Here is an 18,632-nt window from a genome sequence, read left to right as displayed (position 1 = left end):
GATTTCCTCCAATTCCGAATATTTTACAGTAAACGTACCACAATTATACGCCTTTAGGCAACTACTCCCGGTCTCCTAGCATTCGTACGCAATAGACTTCATCACAGAATCCACGTAATGCATTGACGACGCGTTGAGCACGAGACTCTTGCTGAACGATTCCAAACACGGTGGGGCCGCTTCCGGACATCAAAACGCCTTCTGCACCGAAGCGCTTCATCTGCTCTCTTAACTCTTTCACTTCTGGATAAAGATGTAACGTTACGTCTTCAAGCGTATTGCCTAGGCCATCGACCATGGCTTGGAAGTCTTTCTCTTCAATAGCGCGAATCATCGCCTGTGTATCCGGGTGAAAAGCAGTCTCTAAGTTCAATTGCCCATAGATTTCTGCGGTAGACACTCCAATGACAGGTTTGGCGAGAATGACCCAACATGCAGGTGGTGCAGGAAGATGTTTAATCTTCTCCCCACGTCCTGTCGCCAGCGCCGTTCCTCCGTATACACAAAATGGAACGTCCGAACCGATCTGGGCACCAAGCTCTGCCAATTCATCAAGTGACAAGCCAAGTTCCCATACATGATTCAGACCACGAAGTGTCGCAGCTGCATCAGAACTACCTCCAGCAAGACCCGCTGCAACTGGAATCGTTTTTTCAATTGTGATGGAAACGCCTTTCGTGACGTTATATTTCTTTTTAAGAAGGTCTGCAGCCTGATAAGCCAGGTTCTTCGCGTCATTCGGAATGAAGCGGTCGACAGAGACGATTTCAATGACGCCATCTTCCCGTGCATCCAATCCAATGCGGTCTGCAAGGTCCACAGTCGTCATGATCATCTCGACTTCATGGTAACCATCGTTACGTTTATACAAAGTATCTAGTGTTAAGTTAATTTTGGCAGGTGCTTTTACAAAATACATACCGGTCTAATCCTTTCGATGCAAAGCGTGTTTGCTAAATTCTGTGTTCTCAGTGTAACACAAAAAAGCACCTCTCTCCTTATGGAAAGAGGTACTCTTATGTATAAGTGCTAAAAGAATAAAAGCCTATTTGACGGAGACTAAGTTGTTGGCATCATCGTAAATCGAGATTTCAACTGCTTCAGTCAAAACGTCCGCATAACTATACGATACACGTTCAAAAGCGTTCTCTTCTTGATCTAAATCTATTACAAATACAGCGTGGTACGTTTCGCGCAAAATTCCTGCACGTTCTACTGTTTTCTTGCGACCACCATTGGCGCGTAACTGCAAACGTTTGCCTAGGTGGCAATCTAACGACTTTTTAATATCCGCTAATGTCTTTGGCATTCTGCATACACCTCACTGATATTTAGTGTAACACGATGTCATGAAAATGTCAAAATTTAATATTTTAACAAGGATACACAAGCACTGTCAACGATTATTTATTTTCAGAACGCCACATTGGGTAAAAAGTGTCGTATAAAGCATCTGCTAATGCTCCAAACTCTTGTATGGATAGGGTTTCTCCGCGTCGAGACGGTTCAATACCAGTATCTTGCAGTGCTTTCAGGATTTCCTCTTTATGTGCTTTCCCTTCAGGAAGAGACGTCTGGAGGTTGTTCAAAATGGTTTTACGTCGTTGAACAAACGATCCGCGGCTAACGAGGAACAAGAAATCTTCGTCTTTTACGATTACTACAGGTTCTGTGCGACGCGTTAATTTGATGACAGCAGAGTCAACATTCGGCGGCGGCATGAAAACAGTCTTCGGCACCGTCATTGCGACCTCTGCATCCATATAGTACTGGATAGCAATCGACAACGAGCCATACTCTTTCGTCCCTGGTTTTGCAGTAATACGGTCTGCTACTTCTTTTTGCATCATCACGACCATTCCACGGATTGGCAAACGATCATGAAGCAGCTTCAAAAGAATAGGTGTCGTCACGTAATATGGCAAGTTTGCAACGACCATCACATCTTCATAGCTCGCAAGCTCTCGTTCGAACACGGAGTCTGTGTCCGCTTCTAAGATGTCGCTATGAATGATCTGTACATTATCATATGGGGACAATGTATCTTCTAGAACCGGAAGAAGGCGTTGATCGATTTCAAACGATACGACCTTTCCTGCAGCGCGCGCCAGGTGTTCGGTGAGTGCTCCGATACCAGGTCCGATTTCAATGGCTGCTGAATCTTTTGTCAGTCCTGCGTGGGACACGATGTTGCGTAAAATATTTGGGTCAATCAAAAAGTTTTGTCCAAGGCTCTTTTTGAATGAAAACCCGTATTTTTTTAAAATTTCCTGCGTGCGTACAGGGGTTGCGATATCTTTCATTTTTTATCCTCCTGTTCCAGTGCATCGAGGGCTTGTTGCCACTCCTGCTGGGTGACCCGGAACATATCTAGTCGTTTCAATAGTTGTTTGCCATTTGTATAGCCAATTTGCAAGTGCTCCCCTAACCGCTCTCTACGCGCTGCTGCGTCAGGGTGGCCTATCAGCCGTGCCTCGATCAATTGACGCTGTGTAAATGTGGCTACAGGACGATCCTCAGGGGTGTAGACGTGTTCAAGGGCTGCACGAATGTCTTCATCCGTCGCGTGCTCGATTCCGACACCACTACCGTTTTTGGCAATCGCTTGGTGTTTTGGCAAAAATGCATGTTTGACGCCTGGGATGGCCTCTTCAATAATCGCCCGGATGCGTCGTCCTGGATAGTCAGGGTCCGTAAAGACAATGACACCGCGGACGTCTTGGGCACGTTTAATCTTGTGTAAGGTCTCTTTCGACACAGCAGAGCCATTCGTTTCAATCGTATCGGCTTGTACAGCACGTCGAATGGCTGTTGTATCGTCTTTACCTTCCACCACGATTACTTCTTTGAATGTCATGTGGAATCCCCTTCCTCCATTGTACGCAGAAAAGCTCTCCCTGTCATCGCAAGGAAGAGCTGATCCCGGTACTAATTAATAATTTTAATACGAACAGTTTTTCGTCCGAATGCGTAGGCTTGATCTTTTGTTGGAACAAAAATATCGATTTTGTTGCCTTTGATGGCACCGCCAGTATCTCCAGCGATGGCATAGCCATACCCCTCTACCCATACTTTTGAGCCAAGCGGGATGACGTTAGGGTCGACTGCAATGACTTTCAAGTGTGGATTGGCTTTTAAATTGATTCCCGTTGCGGTGATTCCTGAACACCCTGTGCATGAAGCTGTATAGGCTGTTGCTGTTACATAGAATTCACGTCCAGCAGGTTCAGATGAGTCATTCCGTGAGACCGGTTGAGAAGCAGGTGCAGAAGCTTTTTGAGTTGTTGCCGCTGCTACTATCACTTTTGTTCCGACGTGCACGACTTCATTCGTCGCCTTTTCTTTCACTTCTTCAGAAACGACTTTCTCTTCTACTACTTTGCCGTTTTCTTTTGTGATTTCGACTGTACGCGCTACTACTCCAGGTTTCCCTTCACGTACCACTTTTTCTTTGCCTTTTAAAAGCGAATCGTCTTTTTTAGTTTCCGTTTTAAACGCTATGTCTTCTTCCACTACATCGGTGACTTTTTCTACACGAGTAATTTCAATTACAGAATCAGGTGTCACCACCTTTTCTGGTTCTAAGTTGACTCGGTCGAGTTTGGATAAATGAATGCTATTTTGTTTTAAAAAGTCAGCGACCGTAGTCGAAGTGGACCAAACGAGTGTTTCTTCAGTTCCGTCGATCAATTTTACTTGATACGCTTTTGCTATCGAAATTTCATTTTGTTGTCCGACCTCCGCATCTGCGGCAGGTGCAATCTGGTCATACTCGGTTACTTCAACGCCAGCTTGGGCTAAGATTTCTGATACGCGATCCGCGGTTGTATCGATGGTTTGTGTTTTTCCATCAATTCGAATCGTAATGGTTTGTGCCTGTTCCCACTCCACTGCTAAATCATGAGCAATTGAAGTGTTCAATGAGGGATATACATGATCGGCTTCTGCAACATCGATTTCTTGTTCCTCGAGAAGTTCGCCTACTGTATCTGCATGAGTTGCTAATTCTTGTTGTTGTCCGTTGACAGTCAAGCTGACCGTCTTTTTCGTTCCTTCGAATAGTACGAAAGATACGACTGCAAGAAATACAAGTAGAGTGACGATTGTCATCCACGTATCCTTGCTCCTCAATGAGTTAGAGAACAGGTTTTTCATGGTAAAATTTGACACGAAAAACGCCTCCTTATTCACTCGGATGATTATATCTAGTTGTCGAGATAATTGTCAAGCTCGATTGTCTGACCTTTATGTCGATCTCGTGTCATCCGGTATAGTTTTCAGTATGGAGGCGTTCATCGTTTTTTAATCAAATCCCGAAAAATTTCTCTGCATTTTTTGTCGTGCGCGTTGCTACTTCTTCCACGCTCAACTCTTTTAACCGCGCGATTTCTTCAGCCACGAGCGGTACATAGGACGGTTCATTCCGTTTCCCGCGATATGGGTGCGGTGCGAGGTAAGGTGCGTCTGTTTCAATGAGCAAATGATCTAAGTCAATTTCTTTTGCAACTTCTTTTGGTGTCTTCGCATTTTTAAACGTCACAGGCCCACCGAGTGAAATCATAAAGTTCATACGGATGGCTTCTTGCGCTGTTTCCACACTGCCACCGAAACAATGCATAATTCCACCGGTCAGATGAGCCTCTTCTTCTTGTAAGATCCGCAGTACATCACCTGTCGCATCACGATTGTGAATGATTAGAGGAAGTTGTACGCGTTGCGCCAAACGAATATGTTTACGGAACAGGTCTTGTTGCACATCTTTCGGTGATTTGTCCCAGTAATAATCAAGACCGGTCTCTCCGATTCCTACAACCTTCTCATGGCTCGCCAACTCCTCTATCCATGCTAGGTCCTCTTCCGTACAGTCGACTGCATCTACCGGGTGCCAGCCTACCACTGCGTAAATGTCCGGATCAGCTTCTGCGATAGCGATTGCGCGGTTGATTGTTTTTGTATCAAATCCGATGACGACCATCTTCTGTACACCTTTTTCACGCGCACGTGAGATGACCTCTTGTAGATCTTCGTCGTACTGGTTTGCGTTTAAATGAACATGTGTATCTATAAATTGCATCGTCTCATCCTTTCTTGGTTCTGTGAGAAAAAAGAACCCGCACATACTGGCGGGCTCTTCACTGATTTATTTGACTTGTGCACCGTTTTCAAGCTTGTCATCCACTTCAGCGAGTGTCAGGTAGCCATTTTTCGATCCAGCTAATATCATTCCTTGTGACAACTCTCCGCGCAATTTGACCGGCTTCAAGTTGGCGACAACAATCACTTTTTTACCGATGACGTCTTGCGGCTTGTAATGCTCTGCAATACCGGAGATTACTTGACGCTGCTCGTAGCCAAGATCGAGTTGAAGTTTCAAGAGTTTTGATGTTTTCGGCACGGGTTCACACGCTGTCACCGTTGCTACGCGTAAATCTACTTTCATAAAGTCATCAATCGAAATTTCTTCAACTTCTGGCGCCTCTTCTTTTGGTTCTTCTACTACTGGAGTCGCGCCACCTTGCATCTGCTCACGAATGTACGCTGCTTCTTCCTCTACATCAAGACGAGGGAAGATTGGAACACCCTTTTCAACAACTTTTGTTCCTTGTGGAATACCGTGGAATGCATCTAAACCTTCCCAAGCTAATCCCTTCTCAGAAAGCCCCAGTTGACGCATAATCTCCGCTGGGTTTTTCGTCAAGAATGGTTGAATGAAAATAGCCGTCAAACGCAAACTTTCTGCCAAGTGCACCATAACAGACGCAAGTTTCCCGCGGTCTGCTTCGTCTTTTGCAAGAACCCATGGTTGTGTTTCATCAATGTATTTATTCGTTCGTGAAATAAATGTCCAAATATCTGACAACACGATGCTAAACTGCATCTTCTCCATGTTGTCTTCTACTTTTTGTTTCGTTTCCGCAAAGAGCTCATGCAATGTTTTGTCGAATTCCGTCTCGACAGCCTCTTCTACCGGAATCGTTCCGTCAAAGTACTTGTTGATCATCGAAATTGTGCGGTTCAGCAAGTTCCCTAGGTCATTTGCTAAGTCATAGTTTGTACGCTCTACAAATGACTCCGGCGAGAACACTCCGTCCGCACCAAATGGCAACTCACGCAGTAAGAAATAACGTGTCGCATCTAAGCCGTATCGCTCCACAAGCATTTCTGGATACACGACATTGCCTTTTGATTTCGACATCTTGCCGTCTTTCATCATAATGAACCCGTGCGCAAATACTTTTTTCGGAAGCGGTAGATCAAGTGCCATCAAGAAAATCGGCCAGTAAATTGTGTGGAATCGAACGATGTCTTTTCCAACAACGTGAACATCCGCTGGCCAGTAGTTTTTGAACTTCGAATCGTCATCTGACCCATATCCAAGTGATGTGATGTAGTTGGATAATGCATCTACCCATACGTAGATAACATGTTTCGGGTCTCCAGGTACTTTGATTCCCCAGTCAAAGGATGTGCGTGATACAGAAAGATCTTCTAGACCTGGTTTGATGAAGTTATTGATCATCTCATTTTTACGCGATTCCGGTTCGATAAATCCTGGGTTTTGTTCATAATAGGTAAGCAAGCGGTCTGCATACTTTTTCATATTGAAGAAATACGATTCTTCTTTGACCTTTTTAACAGGACGTCCACAATCCGGACAATTGCCATTGACCAATTGCTTTTCAGTGAAGAACGATTCACACGGAGTACAATAGTTGCCTTCGTACTCGCCTTTGTAAATATCGCCATTGTCTAAAAAGCGTTGGAAGATCTTTTCGACAGCGTCTGTGTGACGCTTTTCTGTTGTACGAATAAAGTCATCATAGCTGATGTCCATGATTTCCCATACTTTTTTTGCTGCTTCTGCAATTTCATCCACGTACGCTTGTGGCTCTTTGTTATTTTCTTGCGCTTTTTCTTGGATCTTTTGTCCATGCTCATCCATTCCCGTCAAGAAACGTACGTCATAGCCTTTCAAACGCTTATAACGCGCAATCGCATCGGAAGCCACGGTCGTGTAAGCTGTCCCGATATGGAATTTACCGCTTGGATAATAGATCGGGGTTGTAATGTAAAATGTCTTTTTCTCTTGAGTCATGCGAATGCGCCTCCACTTAGTTTCATTATTGTTCATTGTATCGAAATCGACGTGTCGATTCAATTAGTCCGGAAAAAGTGTTTGTCGACAAGACTTTGTAACATCATTCGACAAATCCACTTATTCCCTTAACTTGCTCTTTTTACGTCACTTTTGGTAACTCGAAAGAAATTGACGTTATATTTTTATTATCATTTATTAATATTATCATTTTTTTACCATTTAAGTCGATTATTTTGAAGTTAAACGAATTGACGTATTTGGGAGTTGTTGGTATGATAAAATCCATAACCAAAACTATTTGTCGAAAAATGACGAATTATATTCCGAGAGGGGAAACAACTAATGAAATCTACAGGTATTGTACGTAAAGTTGATGAACTAGGACGCGTAGTTATTCCAATCGAACTTCGCCGCACACTAGGTATTGCAGAAAAAGACGCTCTTGAAATTTATGTGGATGACGATAAAATCATCTTGAAAAAATACTTACCAAACATGACATGCGCAGTTACTGGCGAAGTGTCAGACGACAACTTACGTTTAGTTGGCGGAAAATTAATTCTTAGCCCAGAAGGCGCTGAGCAATTAATCAACGAGATCCAAACAAGCTTAACAAAATAAGCGTATTCCTCTTTTTATATAAAGCTGCCTTTCCTCGGAAAGGCAGCTCTCTTTTTATTCCTCTTCTAAATGATACGCCGCATACACGTCGCGCTTGTTCATCTGGCGTGCGACCGCCACTTCTTTGATTGCCTGCTTTGAGGATAGGTCTTGTTGAAGCATCAGCGCTTCTACGTGACGCTTTACATCTAACTCTTCCCACCATTCTGCAGATTTGTTTTGCTCTACTACTTGTTCAGAAGTCCCTTCAATGACAAGGCAAAACTCCCCGCGCACCTCTTTGCTCGACGCCCATTCTATCGCTTCTTCTACAGTCCCTCGAATGAACTCCTCGAATTTTTTCGTCAGTTCACGAGCTACTACAATTTTACGTTGACCACCTAATACATCCTGAATGGACTGCAAAACTTCTTTTAATCGGTGCGGTGCTTCATAATAGATGGATGTCTCCGTTCGGGCCAACAGCACCTCTAACGCCTCTTTGCGCTCTTTTTTCCCGCGTGGAAGAAAGCCATAGAACGTGAAAGGTTGCGCATTGATTCCAGAAGCAATAAGAGCAGTCAGTGCTGCGTTAGCTCCAGGTACCGGTACAACTGCGAACCCTTCAGCTAAGGCTTTGCGAACAAGATCATCTCCCGGATCAGAAATACACGGCATACCTGCGTCACTTACTAAGGCTACAGATTTGCCCTCTTTCAGCATGTGTAACAATTTTACACCGCCCGCTTCTTCGTTATGAGCATGATAGCTCACTAATGGGGTCTCAATCTCATAATAATGACAAAGTTTTTTCGTATTTCTTGTATCTTCAGCTGCAATCACGTCTACTTCTTTTAAGATACGAATCGCCCGGAAGGTCATATCTTCTAAATTTCCAATCGGCGTTGCCACTAAGTATAGACAACTCGTCGATTCAAATTGATGGGAGGATTGGATGTGCATGCTCTCGCTTCCCTTCTATATACTGCTCTTTTTGTTTTCGTGTTAACTGCTTAAATGCATACTCTTGTTTCATCGCAAGTGAACGTGTTTCAAATTCCTCAAAATGGACTAATTTTACTGGGAGTCGTGGCCGAGTATATTTAGCCCCTTTGCCGTCATTGTGTTCCTTCAATCGACTTAGTACGTTCTTTGCATAGCCCGCATAAAAAGTCGCATCTTTGCAACAAACTACATAGAAATAATGACTATTTTTTATTTCCATATAAAATCACCTCAATTTCAGGTGTGTAGCTCCCATTTTCCTGATACACCGTTACAGGAGGCAACACCTTTAAATCAGGCTTCCCATCTTTGATTCCTTCTATTAATACTGTATTTGCTTCTCGTCCTTCTTTTGGATAGACCAGTTGAATACGTTTCGGTTCTAGTCGATTGCGCCGCATCGCGTCAATCAACTCAATCAAGCGGCCTGGACGGTGCACAAACGCAGCCTTCCCACCTTGCTTGAGAAGGCTGCTCGCGTTGGCAACGGCTTCTTCAAGTGACAAGTGGATTTCATGGCGCGCAATGGCCTGATGCTCCGATAATTTTTTATCCGGTGCTGCTTCTACCGGAAAATAAGGCGGGTTGCACGTCACCATATCATACTTCTCTGACCCCAACACTTTGGCGATTCCGCGCACATCTCCTTGCTGAATCGTGATTTGTGATTCTAGTTCGTTGTAGTGGACGCTACGTGTTGCCATATCCACCAAACGCTCTTGTAGTTCTACACCAATAATCGGCGCACTTGTTCGTGCACTGAGAAATAACGGAATCGCTCCATTTCCTGTGCACAAATCTACAATTTTCCCTCGCTTGAGTGGAATGGACGCAAAACGTGCAAGCAATACTGCATCAAGTGAGAACGAAAATACAGAAGGACTTTGTATGATCCGCAAATCCTCTGCAAGCAGATAATCCAATCGTTCATCTCCTTGTAAGTACTCCATTTGATTCACCTCTTCCTAGCATTCGAAAAAAGCTGACACCGCAATCGGTATCAGCTCCTCATTACGTATCTTTATTTAAAAATGCGAGACAGAACATACAATCAAGCTCTTTTCGCGGACTCCCAAATTGAGGATGGCAGACATGAAAGCCTTCTTGATAGAGGCGAGCCAAGTTATCATAGCCTTCTCCGACATCCCGCTTGGGTGGTCGCTTTTGTTCTTGTTGTAGTTTCGCTTCTTCTGCATGCATCGCATCGAGGCGCTCACGCAGATGGCGATTCTCTTGCTGCAATGTCTGATGTTCTTCCATCATTATGGCAACGAACTCTTTTAAAGCCCGAAATTGCTCTTGCGTGGACTTTAATTGTTCTTCAAACGCAACAATCGTCTCCAAAAAATTACGGTCCATCACAACTCACCTCATCCATCTCTGCAGGTTACGAATGCTGCACTAATTCTTCTAGGGAATACTCCAGGACACGCTGCCCTTCGTATAGTTCAACGCGTAAAACGCGCTCTAAAATGTTCAAGCCGACAACCTTCCCTTTCCCTTCAGGTGTTGTCACGCGCTGCCCTAAGTCCGGCAGAAGCGCACGAGCTTGTTCATACTCATCATTTTCATATTTCAAGCAACACATTAAACGACCACAAAGTCCTGAAATCTTAGAAGGATTCAATGACAAGTTCTGATCTTTCGCCATCTTGATAGAGACAGGCTCAAAGTCGCCTAGGAATGTCGAACAACAGAGCATACGCCCACATGGCCCAATTCCACCAAGCATCTTCGCCTCATCTCGTACTCCGATTTGACGCAGTTCAATACGCGTGCGGAATACAGAGGCCAAATCTTTCACAAGGTCTCGGAAATCGACACGGCCTTCTGCAGTGAAATAAAAAATAATTTTGTTGCGGTCAAATGTAAATTCGACATCCACAAGTTTCATCTCTAGTTTGCGTTCACGGATCTTGGCATCACCAAGAGCAAGTGCTTGTAGGGATTCAGACTTATTTTCTTCAACTTGCAAACGATCTTTTGGAGACGCTGGTCGTACAACTTTTCGGAGCGGTAAAACGACATCGTTTTCTTCAACTTCCCGAACGGCTATAACAACCTTTCCAAATTCGACACCACGTGCGGTTTCGACAATCACATAGTCATCTAGTTCACAGACATAGTCACCTGGATCAAAATAATATATTTTACCCGCTTTCTTGAAGCGGACACCGATTACTTTATACAACTGAATTAACCTCCCGCAGCTCTATAACTAGCTGCTCCATTAACAACGTACGATTCGCATTCTGATGAAGGCGACGTCTGGCTTTCATGATGTGCTCTAGCTGGTAGGTCAGTTGCTCAAACGTGCTTCGCATCGCGATTTGCTCCCATAGCGCACTCTTATCGGGAAACGTACTGCTGCTGCCGGGATTTGCTTTGTTTGCAACGATATCTCGATAAGCAAAAAGCAGTAAATCCAGCACGCGCTCTGCTTTTTCTTTATCTTTGAGCAGCGGAATGACGTGCTCATGCGCTTGTACAAGTGCATGGGCTGTTCCACGTTCCAATGCTTCCATTAATTTTAACACGCCTTTTCGTGCAAGTCCAAACTCCTCTTCCTCTACCATCGCCAGTGCATCCTCTAAAGAAGAAGCAAGTTTGCTAACCGTCGAAGCCATGCTTTCTGAAACATTTTGTTCCATCAGCTGCACTTTCAACTGCTCAGGAGGAACAGGTTGCAAGGTCATCTGCTGACAGCGCGAGCGAATGGTCGGAAGCAGGGCGTGTGGCTGATTCGTCAGTAGAATAGCCGTGACTTCACTTGTTGGTTCTTCTAGAAATTTTAGAAGCGCATTGGCACTCGATGCATTCATACGATGCGCATCATGTACAATATAAAATTTCCGACTAGACTCACGAGCTGTCTTGCTAAGTTCATGAATCAATTGATCGATTTGCGCCCGCTTGATGAATTGACCGTCTGGTTCAATCGTATGTACATTCAAATGGTTGCCTGATGTCACTAATCGACATGGTCGACATGTTTCACATGGAACATTTTGCGCATTTTCGCAAAGTGTCAATTGAATGATAAAGTGGGCGACCGCCAGTTTCCCAGTGCCTTGATCGCCGGTTAACAGAAGGGCGTGGCTGAGTCGATCGTTTTGAATCATTCGGGTAATTTGGGCGACCAGACGCGGCTGACGTTCTGGTGCTTGAGTTGCTTGCCAGTCCATGACTGAGTCTCCCTTCGGTTAAATATGGACGAACGTCTTTCACATCTAGTTTTGTCCAGTTGTAAAGACTCTGCATTTCTCGGTATCGAGTTGCAGACGTTAGAAATTCACGCAAAAACCATTCACCCCAACGGAGGCAAAAAGCGCCTCCATTGGTGCGCCTGGATTTCACGCGATTTCTGAGCGAACGTCTTCCACATCTAGTTTTAAAAAAAGCCGCATGCGCAAATTATGCGACACACGGCCCTTCGTGTTTATTAGAAGTGATGGAAATGCTCGATTGGCATGACGAACACAGTTGCTCCGCCTACCTCTACTTCCACCGGATACGGAATATACGAATCCGCATTGCCACCCATCGGAGAAACCGGGGCGACCATCTGTTCACGTGCGCGACAGTTATCTCGTATTAAATCAAGTACAGTAGGTACAAGATGATCTTCAGTTCCAATTAAAAATGTTGTGTTTCCAGAACGCAAGAAGCCTCCGGTACTCGCAAGCTTAGTTGCTCGGAATTTCGCCTTAGTCAGGGCATTCGACAAACGGTTGCTGTCCTGATCCTGAACGACTGCGACGACTAATTTCATAGGACCCACCTCCATTCTCTTTAGTATACCATATTTAGGTCGCGACGAATGTGTGCATACATCTCTTCTTCGACCTCTTCTATTGATTTTCCTGCGTCAATTCGAACGATGCGCTCTGAAAATTTTTCGAGAAGATGCTGATAGCCTTCGTACACTTTTTTATGGAAAGCCAGCCCTTCTTCATCAAGACGATTTACTTCCCGCACGTCAGATGCTTCGATTCTTCGTAAGCCTTCTTCCGGTGTGATATCAAAGAAGTATGTGCGCGTGGGAAGAAAGCCCTCAATCGCAAATTGATTGATGGACCACACTTCATCCACACCCAAACCACGTGCATAGCCTTGATATGCAAGAGAACTATCGACAAAGCGATCGCAAATGACAACTTTTCCTTCTGCAAGGGCTGGTCGCACTTTCTCGACAAGGTGCTGACGGCGTGCCGCTGCGTATAAGAGTGCCTCTGTGCGACTATCCATTGCTGTATTTTTTGTATCATGCAAGACTTCTCGTATTTGTTCCGCAATTGGAATGCCACCTGGTTCACGCGTCATCATGACGTCGACACCCTCTGCTTTCAGACGTTCAGCCACACGATTCGTGATGGTCGTCTTTCCTGCGCCATCTGGGCCTTCAATTGTAATAAAATATCCACTCATTTTAATTGGTTTCCTCCAGTACATAAACCTGTCGTTGTGCTAACCTATGTTCTCCTTGAAATGCAGCCTTGCCCATCAAACATTCTTCTAGCTGCACAAGTGTCTTTACTGTAAACCGTTCTCCAGGAAGAAGCAACGGAATTCCAGGAGGATACGGGATGATGGCGCCTTTTGCGATGCGTCCGATTGCCTTCGTATAGGAAATCCATTCTCCGTTTCTGCGTTGCACTTCTTCAAGAGCAACCTCAGGCTTCGTCAGCTGATTGGCCGCAACAGCCGTCACTACTGGAAGGGCTTGTGGACGCACAGACTTCAACGCCTCACAAGCGCGCTTCACGCGGCTTCGCAACTCCGCAAACCGGTAATCTTCCCCGTATTTCAATAGAGGCAACATCCATAAAACATGCTGACCGTGTGCAAGTTCAACATATACGCCTTGTTGTTCGAGCGCATCGCGGACTTGGTGCCCAGCATGCGTTCCTATTCGAATCATCAGTTTCAATGGATCGTCTACTTCGACGATATCGAGCCCGGAAATCCCTTGTAAACTATCTAAGAATAATGCGCGCTTATCCATGAAATGATGGTAATCCCTGGCTGTGAATGAAGCGAGATACGCACGGGCATCGTCAAGAGACGCCATCACGGGATATGAAGGACTGCTCGACTGCAACATACGGAGTGCATGCTCCAAGCGGTCTTTCCCTACAAATTTAGATTTGCTATGTAAGAATGACCCCATTGTCATCGCCGGCAAACTTTTATGAGCGGACTGAACGACAACATCTGCCCCACATTCAAGAGCGGATACCGGGAAGTAATCGGACCCTTGGAAATGCGCTCCATGCGCTTCATCGACAAGTACTGGCACACCTTTTGTATGACAAAATTCCACGATTTCGAGTAAGTCAGATACAACGCCAAAATAGGTCGGAGTTGTCAGAGCCACCGCCCGAATGTCCGGAAACTCGTGAAAAGCCTGTTGAATGCCTTGCAAAGAGACATGCGCTGCAGTTTCTGTTCGGTGATCCCATTCCGGAGTGATAAATACAGGGCGGACTCGCGCAAGCTCGACTGCATGAAATACAGATTTATGCGCATTGCGCTGAATAAGGACGCGGTCTCCAGGGGTGGTCGCTGCAAGCATCATCGCTAGGTTACCGACCGTGGACCCATTCACTAAAAAGTAACTCGCATCACTTCCGTAAAAGGTTGACAACAGGTCTTGTGCTTCTTGAATGATGCCTTCTGGAGCGTGCAGATCATCGAGTCCTGTAAGCTCTGTCACGTCATAACTCAAACTATCTCGCAGTGCTTTTGGCAGCGTGCTAAAATAGCCATTTTTATGACCTGGAACATGCAGCGACATAGGCTGCTTCTCCACAAACTGCTGAAGTTTTTCTACTAGGGGTCGCCGCATTTTCATTCCTCTTTTCTATGTGTTTTCAGTATACCATCCATCAAGAAGGCGATTGATTGATTTTTTTGAGCATCCGGTATAACTGTTCTTTTTCTTGATCCGTCAATGCCGAAAAGTTTTCTTCTAAATAAGTAAAATGCTCATCTAACAGACTCGTGATCAAACGATTGCCAAGCTTTGTGATTTCTACAAACGAGCAGCGTCGATCTGTTGGACATGGACGTTTCGTAACAAGTTCCTTTTTCAATAGACGATTCGTAACGCTCGTTATACTGCCACTTGGAATGCCAAGTACCGTACTGAGTTGTTGCACTGTATAGGTTTGCTCAGGAGTCCCCTGCAACAGTTCTAACACACGGAAACTGTCCAACGTTAGACCATACCCTTCCATTCGTCTCGTCACACTTTGGAGATATTGTTTGCTCGTTTGAAACCAAAGCGCATACAAATTATCTGTCGCCATCCCGCATTCCTCCTGTAATCGCTTTCAAAACTTTACCTATAGGATATCTAAAAAATTCGCAATAATCAAGGTATAACAACACCTTCTATTTGTATTGACTCCTAATTAGCCTAATGATAGGATTAAATGTTTTTGACATATATATGGGGCCCTATTTGGAGGGACTTGTTGACTCCTTTGCTTCTGAGCAAGCAAAAGGAATGACGGGTCAGACGATGATCATCGATGGTGGATATACAGCTCAATAATAGACAAAAAGACAGTCCAATGCGGACTGTCTTTTTTGTTTTCTTCTATTATTATAGTACTTTACTTAAGAAAGATTTCGTACGCTCATGTTGCGGATTGCCAAACAACTCTTTTGGCACATTCTCTTCAACGATGTATCCTCCATCAATAAAGATCACGCGATCTCCCACTTCTGCAGCGAAGCCCATCTCATGGGTTACGACGATCATCGTCATCCCCTCTTTCGCCAAGTCCTTCATAACATCCAAAACGTCTCCTACCATTTCTGGGTCAAGCGCTGATGTCGGCTCATCGAATAACATGACTTTTGGATCCATCGCAAGTGCACGCGCAATAGCCACACGTTGCTTCTGACCACCCGACAACTCCCCAGGGTAGGCTTTGGCTTTTTCACGTAGACCGACTTTGTCAAGAAGCGCAAACGCCTTCTTCTCAGCATCTGCCGGTGATAGTTTCTTCAACTTCACAGGTGCGAGTGTAATATTCTGAAGAACCGTCATATGTGGAAACAGGTTGAATTGTTGGAACACCATACCTACGTCTTGACGAATTTTATTAATATTGTTCTTATTGTCGGTAATATCTTGACCATTTACAAACACATGACCATCTGTGATTTCTTCTAGACGATTTAAGCAACGTAAGAACGTACTCTTCCCCGAACCAGAAGGTCCAATCACACATACTACTTCAGACGGTTCAATCACTGTACTGACGTCTTTTAAGACTTCAATGTCTCCGAATGACTTCTTTAAGTTTTCGACACGAATCATACTCATCGTAAGACGAACCTCCTTTCTAGGTAGCTAGAGAGTAGGGACAATAGATAAATAATCACAAAATACATAATTCCTAGTAATAAATATATTGTAAACGGATCATATGTAGCACTTACTACCACTCGACCTCGTTGCGTCAAATCCGCGACTCCAATGATAGAAAGAAGCGATGTATCTTTTAATGAAATAATCGCTTGATTCGTAATCGTTGGTAACATGCGGCGGAACGCTTGTGGAAGTACAACGAAACGCATATTTTGCGTGGAATCTAGTCCTAATGAGCGAGCTGCCTCTGTTTGTCCTTTATCAATCGATTGAATCCCTGCACGGATGATTTCAGCGAAGTATGCACCCGCATTAATAGCCACGGTTAAAATCCCAGCCCATGTATTATCAAGTGAAATAAATGACAGTGAGTTTAAACCAAAATAGATAAAGAATAACTGAACAATAAATGGCGTTCCCCGAATTGCATCTACAAAAATCTTTGAGATCCACTGTAGCGGTTTAATTGGTGATAAACGGAAAAGAGCCATCACTAAACCAATTAAGAAACCTAAGACAATGGCCACTGCAAAAATATAAAGCGTTACTTGAAGACCATCAAGTAATGTAGGCATCGCGGCTTTTATCTTATCATAAAGTTCCGTTAATGCTGGTATAAAGTCTTGCACCTAACTTCAACTCCTTTGTATCAAAAAAGACGCGGTTACTGCCGCGCCTTTCCAGTTTGATTAGTTATTCAGTGATATACGTGTTGATGATTTCGTCATATTCGCCGCTATCACGAAGTTCTTGTAGACCTGCATTGATTTTCTCAAGTAGATCTGCATTTTCACCTTTTAGAACTGCGATACCATAGTTATCACCATTCAGACGTTCACCCACGATTTGAAGATCTAAGCTACTTTGTGCAATTGCATATGCAATTACTGGGTAGTCTTCAATCAGAACATCTGCATTGCCATTTGAAACTTCTTGGAACATAGATGGGCTGTCTTCTAACGTTGTGATTTCAAACCCATATTCATCTTTGTTATCTTCTGCAAATTTAGCACCCGTTGTACCTGTTTTTACAACTACACGTTTGCCTTCTAAATCTTCTAGGCTAGTGATTTCATTGTTTGAAGCAGCTGTAACTAATGTTAAACCAGCTTCAAAGTATGGATCTGAGAAATCAACGACTTCTTTACGCTCATCTGTAATACTCATTCCTGCAATCGCCACGTCTAATTGACCGGCTTGTACTGCTGGAATAATTCCACCAAAGTCCATTGGATTCAGTTCAATTTCAAATCCTTGGTTTTCAGCGATGGCACGAATCAAGTCAACATCGATACCTTTGTATTCGCCGTCTTCTTCATATTCAAATGGTGGATACGTTGTATCAATACCTACTTGATACACTTTTCCTTCAGAATCTCCTGAACCTGCATCGTCTGACCCACATGCTGCTACGATAAGTAGTAGTGCTACGAGTGCTGCGAGTAACGCTAACATTTTGCTCTTCTTCATGTGTAGAACCCCCTTGTGTTATGTTACGTTTTTCACTATACCATACTTTAGACCCTAATTGTAGCAATAGCCAGAGAATTCACACTTGATGTAGTGTTGACTGGTTAGAAGCTGCGTCATAATTCGGGATGTCTCTCAAAAAGTTAAATCCACCTTACGATGTTTGTTCTAAAGATCAAAGTAAGAACGAAGAGGACAGGGGATCCGATGCATCCGCATATAGTCTGTATGGCGGAGTGTTCTTGAGAAAGCCAGATCCATCTTACGATGCTTGCTCTAAAAATCAAATTAAGAATGAAGAGGACAGGGGCCGCTCGAATTGAGCGGCCCCTGCGCAGTTCTTCTTAGTTTGACCTTCCACAATCATCTCCAGCTGGACCTGGCTAGTTCAAGCGCTTATTTTCAGGAAGGTGTGCCCTGCATCTTCTTCGAGTCGGCTCCGCCTCTATTTTGTCTTTTACTAGAATTAGAGCGCACAACTTCAGAGTCGCGACTCGCTGCGCTAACGCGAGGCTCTATTCATTTTCACAAGAAGCACTGTGGAGGACAGCGGGCATTCGATCACTGACAGACCAGATCCTATTAGAAATGCATTTCGACATCAAAGGTCTTCCTAGAAACGTATTTTGTAATCAAGCCCTTACAAGAAAGTGAAGTTTGTGAACAGTCGCTGTCCTCGACAGTGTGTGGTGGATTGCTAATAGAGCCTCACGTTAGTGCAGTGAAGAAGATGCTATGAAGTTTCCACTGATTATGAGATTCACAAGGATCAGTAGAGGCGGAGCCGAGATGAAGAGTTAGTTGGATGCAGTCATCCTTACAAGAAGGTCTTATCTTGTATCGATGGGTCGTACTGGAGATGATCGGCGTGGGACGGATCACGAAGAACCGCGCTTGGCCCGCGCTGAAGGGGCGGGCCAAGTCCTCTTCGTTCGTGAACTGTCTTTTAGACGAGCATCGCAAGGAAGACACATCCATCTGAGAGAAGACAAACAGTGCGGGAAAAGATTATGTCTACTTTTTTGCACACAAAAAAGGCCACCCCTGACGGGATGACCTTCTTCTCTGTTGCCC

21 protein-coding genes are annotated in these 18,632 nt (G+C 44.4%); 1 reads left to right on the top strand and 20 read right to left on the bottom strand.

The features are described 5' to 3' along the window. Positions 1-61: 61 nt before the first annotated feature. The 7 genes from ispE to metG all read right to left on the bottom strand — a co-directional run bounded on the left by ispE (position 62) and on the right by metG (position 7,096). Entirely contained in the window at positions 62-919 is an 858-nt protein-coding gene (gene ispE, locus AB5N96_RS11920; protein WP_204591069.1) for a 4-(cytidine 5'-diphospho)-2-C-methyl-D-erythritol kinase, read from the bottom strand. Between the two features lie 126 nt (positions 920-1,045). Next, entirely contained in the window at positions 1,046-1,309 is a 264-nt protein-coding gene (gene veg, locus AB5N96_RS11915; protein ID WP_204591071.1) for a biofilm formation stimulator Veg, read from the bottom strand. A 94-nt stretch (positions 1,310-1,403) separates the two neighbouring features. Next, a complete protein-coding gene (gene rsmA, locus AB5N96_RS11910) occupies positions 1,404-2,303 on the bottom strand; it encodes a 16S rRNA (adenine(1518)-N(6)/adenine(1519)-N(6))-dimethyltransferase RsmA (RefSeq protein WP_204591073.1) in 900 nt (299 codons plus the stop codon). Continuing rightward, the gene (rnmV, locus tag AB5N96_RS11905; protein WP_204591075.1) at positions 2,300-2,857 is read right to left on the bottom strand and encodes a ribonuclease M5; all 558 of its coding nucleotides are present in this window, start codon (positions 2,855-2,857) and stop codon (positions 2,300-2,302) included. Before rnmV ends, rsmA begins: the two co-directional genes overlap by 4 nt. Positions 2,858-2,928: 71 nt before the next feature. Further along, positions 2,929-4,170 carry a ubiquitin-like domain-containing protein gene (locus AB5N96_RS11900; RefSeq protein ID WP_204591077.1) on the bottom strand — a complete coding sequence of 414 codons (1,242 nt, stop codon included), beginning with the start codon at positions 4,168-4,170 and terminating at the stop codon, positions 2,929-2,931. Between the two features lie 136 nt (positions 4,171-4,306). Further along, on the bottom strand, positions 4,307-5,074 hold the full coding sequence (locus AB5N96_RS11895) for a TatD family hydrolase (protein ID WP_204591079.1): 768 nt from the start codon (positions 5,072-5,074) through the stop codon (positions 4,307-4,309). A gap of 66 nt (positions 5,075-5,140) precedes the next feature. Next, positions 5,141-7,096 carry a methionine--tRNA ligase gene (gene metG, locus AB5N96_RS11890; RefSeq protein WP_204591081.1) on the bottom strand — a complete coding sequence of 652 codons (1,956 nt, stop codon included), beginning with the start codon at positions 7,094-7,096 and terminating at the stop codon, positions 5,141-5,143. A gap of 345 nt (positions 7,097-7,441) precedes the next feature. Between metG and abrB the strand changes: the two genes are divergently transcribed. After that, a complete protein-coding gene (abrB, locus tag AB5N96_RS11885) occupies positions 7,442-7,720 on the top strand; it encodes a transition state genes transcriptional regulator AbrB (RefSeq protein WP_204591083.1) in 279 nt (92 codons plus the stop codon). Positions 7,721-7,774: 54 nt separating this feature from the next. Here abrB and rsmI read toward each other — a convergent pair whose 3' ends face one another. The 13 genes from rsmI to AB5N96_RS11820 all read right to left on the bottom strand — a co-directional run bounded on the left by rsmI (position 7,775) and on the right by AB5N96_RS11820 (position 17,558). Next, positions 7,775-8,662 carry a 16S rRNA (cytidine(1402)-2'-O)-methyltransferase gene (gene rsmI / locus AB5N96_RS11880; RefSeq protein WP_204591085.1) on the bottom strand — a complete coding sequence of 296 codons (888 nt, stop codon included), beginning with the start codon at positions 8,660-8,662 and terminating at the stop codon, positions 7,775-7,777. Then, the gene (locus AB5N96_RS11875; protein WP_204591087.1) at positions 8,634-8,924 is read right to left on the bottom strand and encodes a GIY-YIG nuclease family protein; all 291 of its coding nucleotides are present in this window, start codon (positions 8,922-8,924) and stop codon (positions 8,634-8,636) included. The genes rsmI and AB5N96_RS11875 overlap by 29 nt, the downstream gene beginning before the upstream one ends. Next, positions 8,908-9,654: a tRNA1(Val) (adenine(37)-N6)-methyltransferase gene (locus tag AB5N96_RS11870; protein ID WP_204591090.1), complete on the bottom strand. Its 747-nt coding sequence runs from the start codon at positions 9,652-9,654 to the stop codon at positions 8,908-8,910. Before AB5N96_RS11870 ends, AB5N96_RS11875 begins: the two co-directional genes overlap by 17 nt. A gap of 61 nt (positions 9,655-9,715) precedes the next feature. Further along, positions 9,716-10,066 carry a DNA replication initiation control protein YabA gene (yabA, locus tag AB5N96_RS11865; protein ID WP_338032469.1) on the bottom strand — a complete coding sequence of 117 codons (351 nt, stop codon included), beginning with the start codon at positions 10,064-10,066 and terminating at the stop codon, positions 9,716-9,718. A gap of 25 nt (positions 10,067-10,091) precedes the next feature. Beyond that, positions 10,092-10,895 (bottom strand): PSP1 domain-containing protein, encoded by an 804-nt coding sequence (locus AB5N96_RS11860; protein WP_204591094.1) that lies wholly within the window; start codon positions 10,893-10,895, stop codon positions 10,092-10,094. Next, the gene (gene holB / locus AB5N96_RS11855) at positions 10,888-11,889 is read right to left on the bottom strand and encodes a DNA polymerase III subunit delta' (RefSeq protein WP_204591096.1); all 1,002 of its coding nucleotides are present in this window, start codon (positions 11,887-11,889) and stop codon (positions 10,888-10,890) included. The genes AB5N96_RS11860 and holB overlap by 8 nt, the downstream gene beginning before the upstream one ends. A 257-nt stretch (positions 11,890-12,146) precedes the next feature. Next, positions 12,147-12,476 (bottom strand): cyclic di-AMP receptor DarA, encoded by a 330-nt coding sequence (gene darA / locus AB5N96_RS11850; protein WP_094941883.1) that lies wholly within the window; start codon positions 12,474-12,476, stop codon positions 12,147-12,149. 20 nt (positions 12,477-12,496) lie between these two features. Then, entirely contained in the window at positions 12,497-13,132 is a 636-nt protein-coding gene (tmk, locus tag AB5N96_RS11845; protein WP_204591098.1) for a dTMP kinase, read from the bottom strand. A 1-nt stretch (position 13,133) separates the two neighbouring features. Further along, the gene (locus AB5N96_RS11840) at positions 13,134-14,552 is read right to left on the bottom strand and encodes an aminotransferase class I/II-fold pyridoxal phosphate-dependent enzyme (protein WP_499705622.1); all 1,419 of its coding nucleotides are present in this window, start codon (positions 14,550-14,552) and stop codon (positions 13,134-13,136) included. A 40-nt stretch (positions 14,553-14,592) separates the two neighbouring features. Continuing rightward, entirely contained in the window at positions 14,593-15,015 is a 423-nt protein-coding gene (locus AB5N96_RS11835) for a MarR family winged helix-turn-helix transcriptional regulator (RefSeq protein WP_204591102.1), read from the bottom strand. A gap of 299 nt (positions 15,016-15,314) precedes the next feature. Next, positions 15,315-16,043 carry an amino acid ABC transporter ATP-binding protein gene (locus AB5N96_RS11830; protein ID WP_499705621.1) on the bottom strand — a complete coding sequence of 243 codons (729 nt, stop codon included), beginning with the start codon at positions 16,041-16,043 and terminating at the stop codon, positions 15,315-15,317. Continuing rightward, positions 16,040-16,663, bottom strand: a complete 624-nt coding sequence (locus AB5N96_RS11825) for an amino acid ABC transporter permease (protein ID WP_204591129.1) — start codon at positions 16,661-16,663, stop codon at positions 16,040-16,042. Before AB5N96_RS11825 ends, AB5N96_RS11830 begins: the two co-directional genes overlap by 4 nt. Positions 16,664-16,781: 118 nt before the next feature. Then, positions 16,782-17,558, bottom strand: a complete 777-nt coding sequence (locus tag AB5N96_RS11820) for a transporter substrate-binding domain-containing protein (RefSeq protein WP_499705620.1) — start codon at positions 17,556-17,558, stop codon at positions 16,782-16,784. Positions 17,559-18,632 lie beyond the last annotated feature (1,074 nt).

This window comes from Chryseomicrobium imtechense, from assembly GCF_041475995.1.
Lineage (GTDB): Bacteria > Bacillota > Bacilli > Bacillales_A > Planococcaceae > Chryseomicrobium > Chryseomicrobium aureum.
The sequence above is the reverse complement of the archived record's forward strand: the minus strand, read 5'-3'. Positions and strand labels throughout refer to the sequence as shown.